This is a genomic window from Stenomitos rutilans (genome assembly GCF_059505485.1).
This window is the reverse complement of sequence record NZ_JCACKR010000090.1, coordinates 216,308-224,838: the sequence shown is the minus strand read 5'-3', so window position 1 is coordinate 224,838 and position 8,531 is coordinate 216,308. Positions and strand designations below refer to the sequence as shown.

8 protein-coding genes are annotated in these 8,531 nt (G+C 50.7%); 1 reads left to right on the top strand and 7 read right to left on the bottom strand.

Annotation, left to right across the window (positions count from 1 at the left end; genetic code table 11):
• Window positions 1-315 precede the first annotated feature (315 nt).
• The 3 genes from AC5JLP_RS17170 to AC5JLP_RS17160 all read right to left on the bottom strand — a co-directional run bounded on the left by AC5JLP_RS17170 (window position 316) and on the right by AC5JLP_RS17160 (window position 4,187).
• Window positions 316-2,910, bottom strand: a complete 2,595-nt coding sequence (locus AC5JLP_RS17170; RefSeq protein ID WP_496069151.1) for a type I secretion system permease/ATPase — start codon at window positions 2,908-2,910, stop codon at window positions 316-318.
• Window positions 2,907-3,683 (bottom strand): peptidylprolyl isomerase, encoded by a 777-nt coding sequence (locus AC5JLP_RS17165; RefSeq protein WP_496069150.1) that lies wholly within the window; start codon window positions 3,681-3,683, stop codon window positions 2,907-2,909. The genes AC5JLP_RS17170 and AC5JLP_RS17165 overlap by 4 nt, the downstream gene beginning before the upstream one ends.
• Window positions 3,684-4,025: 342 nt before the next feature.
• Complete coding sequence (locus AC5JLP_RS17160) at window positions 4,026-4,187, bottom strand: hypothetical protein (protein ID WP_496069149.1); 162 nt, start codon at window positions 4,185-4,187, stop codon at window positions 4,026-4,028.
• A 277-nt stretch (window positions 4,188-4,464) separates the two neighbouring features.
• Between AC5JLP_RS17160 and AC5JLP_RS17155 the strand changes: the two genes are divergently transcribed.
• Entirely contained in the window at window positions 4,465-5,100 is a 636-nt protein-coding gene (locus AC5JLP_RS17155; RefSeq protein WP_496069148.1) for a peroxiredoxin, read from the top strand.
• 162 nt (window positions 5,101-5,262) lie between these two features.
• Here the strand turns inward: AC5JLP_RS17155 and AC5JLP_RS17150 are convergent, their stop codons facing one another.
• The 4 genes from AC5JLP_RS17150 to ccmP all read right to left on the bottom strand — a co-directional run bounded on the left by AC5JLP_RS17150 (window position 5,263) and on the right by ccmP (window position 8,484).
• The gene (locus AC5JLP_RS17150) at window positions 5,263-5,997 is read right to left on the bottom strand and encodes a Uma2 family endonuclease (RefSeq protein WP_496069147.1); all 735 of its coding nucleotides are present in this window, start codon (window positions 5,995-5,997) and stop codon (window positions 5,263-5,265) included.
• Between the two features lie 208 nt (window positions 5,998-6,205).
• Window positions 6,206-6,604, bottom strand: a complete 399-nt coding sequence (locus tag AC5JLP_RS17145) for a hypothetical protein (protein WP_496069146.1) — start codon at window positions 6,602-6,604, stop codon at window positions 6,206-6,208.
• Between the two features lie 211 nt (window positions 6,605-6,815).
• Window positions 6,816-7,727, bottom strand: coding sequence for a pentapeptide repeat-containing protein (locus tag AC5JLP_RS17140; protein ID WP_496069145.1), 912 nt, complete (start codon window positions 7,725-7,727; stop codon window positions 6,816-6,818).
• A 115-nt stretch (window positions 7,728-7,842) separates the two neighbouring features.
• On the bottom strand, window positions 7,843-8,484 hold the full coding sequence (ccmP, locus tag AC5JLP_RS17135; protein ID WP_496069144.1) for a beta-carboxysome protein CcmP: 642 nt from the start codon (window positions 8,482-8,484) through the stop codon (window positions 7,843-7,845).
• Between the last annotated feature and the right edge of the window lie 47 nt (window positions 8,485-8,531).

Here is an 8,531-nt window from a genome sequence, read left to right as displayed (position 1 = left end):
TGATAACAAAGCCAATGGTTATTTTCGTATATCTTTACGAAGATTCTGTTGAATGCACTGAAAACCTGGTGTTTCTACGTAGAAGCTTCAAATTGTTTCTACGTAGAAGCTTCAAATAGTTAACCTAATACCAAATAAAAGGTTAAACACGATCGAAAATAGCGATCGCAGCTCACTCGATCGCGCAATTTACAACAAGCTTAAGTCACTACACCAGAGTGTTTAAGCAGTTTGATTCTCAACAGTAAACTCGCCATCTGTTGAAGCACAATCCAACACGATCGACTTCAAACCAACAGCACACAAAACTGCCCATTAGATCGATGCTTGCTGTCTCTGGTAGAGAGACCAGTACAACCCTTTACTCCGGAGCAAATCGTCGTGAGTGCCTTTTTCAACTAATACACCTTTCTCCAACACCACAATTAGATCCGCGCGTTTAAGGGGAGCAAAGCGGTGAGCAACGAGAAAAACGGTACGATTTTGGGACACTTTTTGAATGTTTTGTAGAACCTGTTGTTCGGTTTCGGCATCTAATGCACTTGTAGCCTCATCCAGCACTAAAAGAGGTGCTTTAGACAAGAACAGTCGAGCGAGTGCGATGCGTTGACGCTGACCACCCGATAGCGCCGTTCCCCGCTCACCGACGCTAGTTTCATAGCCATGCTGTAACTCACTAATAAAGTCATGAGCCACTGCCAGCCGCGCAGCTTCAACCACCTGTTCGGCACTGATGTCTGGGTTTCCAAGGCTGATATTTTCCAACACAGACCCGTTAAAGAGAAAGTCTTCCTGTAAAACCACAGCCACTTGCTGGCGGAGGGAGGCGAGATCCGCACTCTTAATGTCAAATCCATCAATTAAAATGCGGCCGGATTCGACAGGATACAGGCGCTGAATTAGCTTAGAAAGCGTACTCTTACCAGACCCACTGCGCCCCACAACCCCCACCAGCATTCCCGGCTGTACGTTAAACGAAATGCCCCGTAAGACAGGCTCTTGCGTTGGGTAGTACCGAAAAAAGACCTGATCAAACGTTACCTGACCCTGAAGCGGCGGTAGTACTAGGCCAGATCCCGCTTCGGCTTCGGGAGCTGTGTTGAGGATATCACCGATGCGATCGACCGAGAGCAACACCTGCTGGAGATTCTGCCAAAGCTGCACCAGACGCAGCAACGGGCCAGTCATGCGGCCAGAGAGCATCTGAAAGGCAACCAGTTGACCGATCGTGAGCTTCTGCTCGATCACTAGCTTGGCACCAAACCACAGGATGAGGAGGGATGACAGGTTGGTGAGAAAATCGGCAATGTTGTTGCTGCTGTTAGAAATAGTGGACGCTTTGAAGCCCGTGCGAATAAAGCGGGCAAACAGCCCTTCCCAGCGATCACGCGCCACTCGTTCAGCCGTATGCGCTTTGACGGCTTGAATGCCTGTAATGGTTTCGACTAAAAACGACTGGCTATCAGCACTGCGATTGAACGTTTCATTCAGCCACCGTCGCAAAAATGGGGTGACCGTTAACGTCAGCAGCGCAAAGAACGGTATCATTCCCAGAGACACAAGGGTCAGCGGAATGCTGTAGGCAATCATAATTGCCAAGTAAACCACCGCAAATACCGCATCAAGAATGACTGTGAGTGCGGTACCCGTCAGAAATTGACGAATATTTTCGAGTTCTTGTACGCGAGCCACCGTGTCACCTACCCGACGCGCCTCAAAGTAAGACAGCGGCAGGCGCATGAGATGGCGAAATAACTGGGCCGAAAGGCTCAGATCAAGGCGGCGTGCGGTATGGGTGAAAATGAACAGGCGTAAGAAGCCTAACCCTGCCTCAAAAAACGCCACGGCGACCAAGGCAAGCGCCATCACATCCAGCGTCGAGAGGCTGCCCTGCACCATCACGCGATCAATGATGACCTGAGTGATGACGGGAGTTGCCAAACCCAACAGTTGCAGCGTGAAGGAGGCCAGCAGCACCTCACTCAATAGCACCCGATAGTTCCAAATGGCTGGCAGAAACCAGGCAAGGCTAAACGTCTCTTGCTTCTGAATTGGTTCAATTTGCCAGAGTTGCCCATCCCAGACGCTTTCGACCAGGGCACGCGGTACACTTTCGCAGGTACGACTGGGATTGAGGGGATCGGCCACAATGAGTCGATCGCCCTTAACGGCGTAGGCAATCACCCAGCGCGTCGTCGCAGCCTCTACAGTTTTTACAGAAGGCGGCAAGATTAAGGCTGACGCGGTTGCCGTGCTACTGCCGTCATCTCGCCATTGCATCAAAGCTGGTAGCCCAAGCTGGCGAAGATTATTCCAGGCTGTATCAATCCGTCGCAGTTGTAGCCCTAGCTTTTCGGCAGCTTCTATCACGTCTGCCGATCGCTGCCCCCGCACTTGCCGCTGCACCCACTCTAGTTGAGCTGGAATTTGCAGGTGGCTGGCGGCCATTGTCAAGCAAGCGGCGGCTGTGTTGACGCTCGCCACAAAGGGAAACCCAGAGATCGGCTGAGGCGTTTCTACAGTTGTGGGCAGATAGCGATTGCGTTGCTGTGCCCAGAAGCGCTCCAGTTCGGCTGAAAAAACCTGATCCCACAACGCAACATGCCACTGAGCCACCACTACATCTTTATCGGCGGCTCTCGCTTTCCAGAAACCAGGCAAATCTAAGCGATCGCCCAACCAATCGCCCGTCTTCAGCATGATGGATTGGCCGTCTTCAGGCACCAGACGAACCTTGCCACTGATGACCAGCAGTTGGCTACCGGGACTATCCGTAGACCACAGCATGTCACCCAGGCTAAACCGACGGATGGTCGCGTCTTGCTTGAATTGCACTTGTTGGTCAGGCGCAAGTAACGAGAGTGGCGGTACATCCCACGGTAAATTGGTGGCTAGTTCGTTCGCAATCATTCGTTCACCTGTAGCTTAACGGTCATGGTCTGAATTTTCTCTGACAGCCAGCGCTCAAACAGTTCGTTTTGTAAAGCCTGTTGCAACTGGGTATCTTCTAAGGTGGCGGGTAAGAACTGTTCTACTCGAAAGATTGCCCAAAACTTTTCCGCTTCGATCGGCCCCACCAGTTCGCCTGGGCTAGACGAATCGATCGCGGCTCTCAACGCATCAGGCAGGGTACCTCGACTCACGGGGCCCATCATGCCGTTTGCCACGCGTTCATCCGCTGTTGAGTATTCCCGCGCCAGTTGCTCAAAAGGCGCGCCTTCCGTAATTTGACTGTACAGTTCTTCTGCTAGCTCTTTGCTAGCCACCACAATCCGCGATAGCACGACGCGATCGAAAAACACTTTACGCTCAATAAAGTGTTCTTGCACACGCTCTTGCGTGACAAGTACTTTCAACTTTTCGAGTTTAAAACTGCCAACAATTTGACTATGAAACTGCTCGTAGGTTAAGCCATTGCGGTTCAGCCACTCCTGAAAAACCTTACTATCGGTAAGTTGCTGCTGCAACCGGAAATCGATTACCGACTGCTCGACGATCGCAGGGCTAATTTCAATGTCTTGTCTAGTCTCTAGCGCTTGCTCCAGTACATATTGGCGCAAGATATCCCCAACAAAACCTTGCAGCTTACCCGCCGCCTGTAAATACCGCAAACATTGCCTTAGGGAGAGGGGCTTCTCGTCAACAACTAACAAGGCTTTTGAGTCTGCTACTTTAGCTTCCATGAAATAATCAGGTCTGTAAGATCTAGAATCTGTTGTTATCTTGCCCGAATATGCCGTAGCAATACCGAAATCTCGTGCAAGTTTTTACGAAAATTCCACAGTTCTACTTCAAAGCTTCTCAGTGTTTTCCCCAGACTCAACGACGGGAAGAAACCATCAAAACGTACCGCACCGACCTCTCCTCTGAGATCTAAGACCGTTAAACCGCAAGATTACTCAGACGCTAAGAATCGTAACGTCGCTCATCATTCCCTGTCACGATGACCGACCAAAGCAATCTGCGCTTTGTTGATCGTTCATTTAAGTTTTGCATTCCTTCTCAATCTCAAAGCAGGCTGAATTCTACAGCAGACGCAAAACCTGGGCCGATCGCTCAATCCATATTGATTTTGGATCGCATTCATAGCGGAGAGGGCATTCAGCTTCAGCCGGAGCTAGCCCATTCAACTCATTTCGGGCTAACAGGTTAATAAACTTGCTGGGCGTAGACAGTTCTACTCCCATCTTTACTGCATCCACATAGTAGTATTTAAATTCCCCCTTCTGCTTTACGTGACCTTTAAGACCAATTTGAATTGAAAATGCGACACACCCTGTAGGGGCAAGGCAATGCCTTGCCCCTACCCACCGATTGATCTGTAGCCGTCATTCTTTAAATCGGTATAAGTATCCAGGCTAGGAGCTTAAGTAGATCTAAACTCCGATCGGGAAACCAGAGTATCGTGGCATGATGGTAAACTGTCGAAATGTAGCTAACGCAACTCAAGCAGGAAAGACGCTTATGACGCTTCAACTAGGCGATACCGCCCCCAACTTTACTCAAGAGTCCAGCGAGGGGCCGATTGATTTCTACAACTGGGCAGGGGATAGCTGGGTTGTTCTCTTCTCCCATCCCGCTGACTATACGCCCGTTTGCACCACCGAACTTGGCGAAGTCGCAAGATTGAAGCCCGAATTCGACAAGCGCAATGTGAAAGTGCTGGCGCTTAGCGTCGATCCGAATGATTCCCACAAGGGTTGGATCGACGATATCAATGAAACGCAAAAAACGACCGTTAACTATCCGCTGCTGGCAGATGCCGATCGCAAAGTGTCTGACCTGTACGGCATGGTGCACCCCAACGCCAATGCGAAGATCACGGTTCGCACGGTTTTTGTCATCGATCCCCAGAAAAAGCTGCGCCTGACGCTGACCTATCCCCCCAGCACCGGACGCAACTTTGACGAAATCTTGCGGGTCATTGATTCTCTGCAATTGACCGACAACTACGGTGTAGCAACTCCCGTCAACTGGAAAGATGGCGATGATGTGGTCGTTGTGCCCTCCATTTCCACCGAAGACGCGAAGAAGAAGTTTCCGAAGGGGCTGACTGAAGTGAAGCCTTACCTGCGTCTAACACCTCAGCCCGATAAGTAGATTGATCGGCACGAGCTAAATTGTTGATGAGTCACGATCGTCCAACATAGGGCGATCGTGTCTTTTTTGGCACAATCAGTTGAAACTCAACAGGTGGTGTAGAAATACTACCTGTCCACGAAGGAGAAGTCATGGCGATTTTGAGCGCATGATGCTGCCAATTTACGGGGTTGTCTCTGGATCAATACCCATTGATCGCAGCCGTTCCTTCAGTTGAGCAACCTGCGCTTCAGCCTGGTCTGCCCGTTGGCGTTCCTGGTTTGCTCGTTGGCGTTCTTGTTCTGCCCGTTCTTCCGCTTCCAGGCGAGATTGCACCTCTTCTCGGAGAGCCTGTGCCAATTCGCTAGAAGCTAACAGTTTTTCGCCCGTATCTTCCCGGTAGAAGGCAATTCGCTGACCATCCACCTCAAGCTGTAGCTGTAGCGGTTCAATCCGGCGATCGGTAATTGGTTCGTAGCGATCGCCCCGCAGCCGAAACCCTCTTAGCTGTTCCTCGATCCACTCGCCTTTAGGATCAAACTGCCAGTATTCCTGCACTTCAAGCTGCTCATACAGCGTTTTTTTAAAGCCCTGATCCTGGCTTTTGATGACTTCGGAAGTGATCTCAAAAATGACAACGGGAATCTGACCCTCTTCCCACAGCTTGTAGTTGTCGCGTGGCCCAGGTGTCACGCTCAAAACCACCATAATATCGGGCGCAACCCGTAGTCTAGGGTAGCCCTGAGTGTAATAGAGGAATTGGTCAGCCAACACGATAGCGGGCTGGTCATTGAGATGCTGCCTTAGCACCACCACAGCATCAATGATTGCATCAACATGGACGGAGGTTTCTGCCAACAGCTCACCATCGGAACTGGGATATACGATCGCAGGAACTTGTGGTAAAAGCGTCGTCATGAGTGCCAAAGCCAATACGCTACACCCTTATGGTACTTCTCATACCGCTTGAATAAGTATTTGTGACAGGTGTCCTAAAATATGGAGTCAGAAGCCAGGAGTCAGAAGTCGTATGTATTCCAACTCCTGACTGCCCAAACATGCCGTGTGTCGCCTTTGAAAATCAAATTGGTATCAGCTAGCCGTGCGATATGGCTTTACAAGGCAATCAAGCACTATGAAAGCGAGGATTATGCTTGAGTTCACTGGGTTCAAACGCCTGTACCCATTCAATAAACGCCGTATCGATCAGGGCCTTCGGCTGAATTAGCAGCGCAACGTAATGGGCTTTTTGCTTTACCACAATGGCTGAATAATCGGTACCAAGAATTGTGGCATGGTGAAACCCCTCCAGTTGGAGCGACGACATGAGGAGCGATCGCAGCCCCAAGGCTTGAAAGATGGTTTGCACCCAACTCATGTTGTTGTCTTCAGGAGTTGTAAAGTACTCCTTGGGCAGGCCATTCAAGTCAAAAACGGCTGCTCCTACAACATAATCGGGATAGGACATGGATAAATGATTGGAAGATAACGGATTGGGTAGCCGTGGCTCTACAAGGCTAGGCATAACAACTGCTCTCACAATAGTTTTTATAGTCGCTACAAATTACTGCCGCAATAGAGCGTGGATCAAGGTATGGCGTTCTTGCGGTGATCTCAGTCTAGAGACCAGGGGCAAGCGCTGCGACCGTAGAATCCTCACCTGAACTTTTAGGGTGCCCATACCTTACACGGAATGCACTCACTCATTTCTTGTAGCAGGCAGCATTGTCACTCTACTACCGATGAAAGCTTCCGTCGGGCATCGTTACGCCGTTAAATTGGGTACGATCGCGCCTCACCTCACTCAAATCAGCCTCAATTAGAATTGCGCCTTCGAGCATGGCTTCACTCAGGTTAGCTCCCCGTAAATTTGCCTGGGTGAAATTGGCATCGCGCAGATTGCCTCGTCTGAGGTTTACGCCACGCAAATTCGTTTGGTGTGCGATCGCGCCAGACAGATTCACTCGACTCAGGTTTGACCAGGAAAAGTCAGCGCTTGACAGGACTGTTTGGCTTAAATCGGCACCGTAGAGATAGGTGCCGACGAACCGGGCTTCGGTTAAATTCGCGGTATGAAGATTCGCGCGGTAAAGAACGGCCTGTCCACATTCAGCGCGATCGCAATTCGCACGGGTGAGCGTTGCCCTACTGAGATTAGCACCAATGAGCATAGCCTCACTCAGGTTGGCGCGGCTGAGATCTGCTGCATCCAGATCAGCGTTTCGTAGATTAGCTCCACGCAGATCTGCCGCACTCAGATCGGCATTGCTCAAGTCGGTACGTCGCAGTAGAGCCACTCTCAAATCGGCACCGATGAAGACCGCCTTACAAAGCGTGGCACCGTTGAGCCTAGCAGCGCTGAGGATAGCGTTGATGAACGTTGCCTGTCTCAAAGTGGCATTGACAAGGCTAACTCGCGTCAGGTTGGCATCGTTGAAAGTTGCACCATCGCATTGCGCACCATTCAAATTGGTGTTGTAAAAGATCGCGCCGTTGAGGTTCGTACCGCTCAGGTTGATGCCTTCAAACTGCTTGCCACTGAGCTTGGCGTAGCTGAGATCGGGCAATGTTTGGGGCGATCGCTGTCGCCATTCATTCCACTGAGCAACACCGTGGTCTAGCTGTGCAAGATGCTCTGGATTTGCCATACTTGCGTCCTATACATCATCAAATGACTTAAAACGAGGGCTTCGAAACAGAGGCAGCAACAACCTTCCCCTCTCTTTGCCTAAACCCCGCACCCACCTTTGATTCCCATTCAACCTACTCTGCACGACGATCGTCAGGATGGCTCCGTCCAGAGACATTTTCCATTGCCTCCACCACAGCTCCGGCAGCAGCGATGATGTCGCGCTCTTCGCCACCCAGGTAGAGCCGACCAAAGCTACCTACGGCTGAAATTTGGAGGATATTGATCATGGCTGCTTTTTCGGCTTCATTGGCGGCAAGTGCCGCATAGGCAGCTGGCTCAACTTCCATCACGTAGAGCGTTTGCCCTGCCATAATCATCTGTCCGCGACGGTTGCGGTTAATGAGCTGTGTATGGTGTGGATCAATGTTGCGAATGATCTGACTGGAGAGCACACGGGGCCTGAGGCAGTCTTGTCGCCGCACGCCTAGCGTATCCAAGATAGCTCTACCCGCTGCTTGAATTTCACCTTGATTGCTGGAATGCACTTCCAGCAAGCCATATAAGCGCTCAACGACCAAAACACCGGGACGCACGACTGCTGATTTGAGAGCAACATCCGTAATGCGGTTAATCTCGATACCGGGAGAAATTTCGATCCAGAGAGAGGCATCGCCTGGAAGTGGTAGAAACCCGATGGAAACAGTTCCCATGTAAGCCGCGTGTTGGGCTTGCAGGCGATCGATATATACGTAGCTGCGAAGGTCTATACCCAAGGTCTTATGAAGGCTGAATGGCTAACTTAGTTTTAACTGGTTGCGAT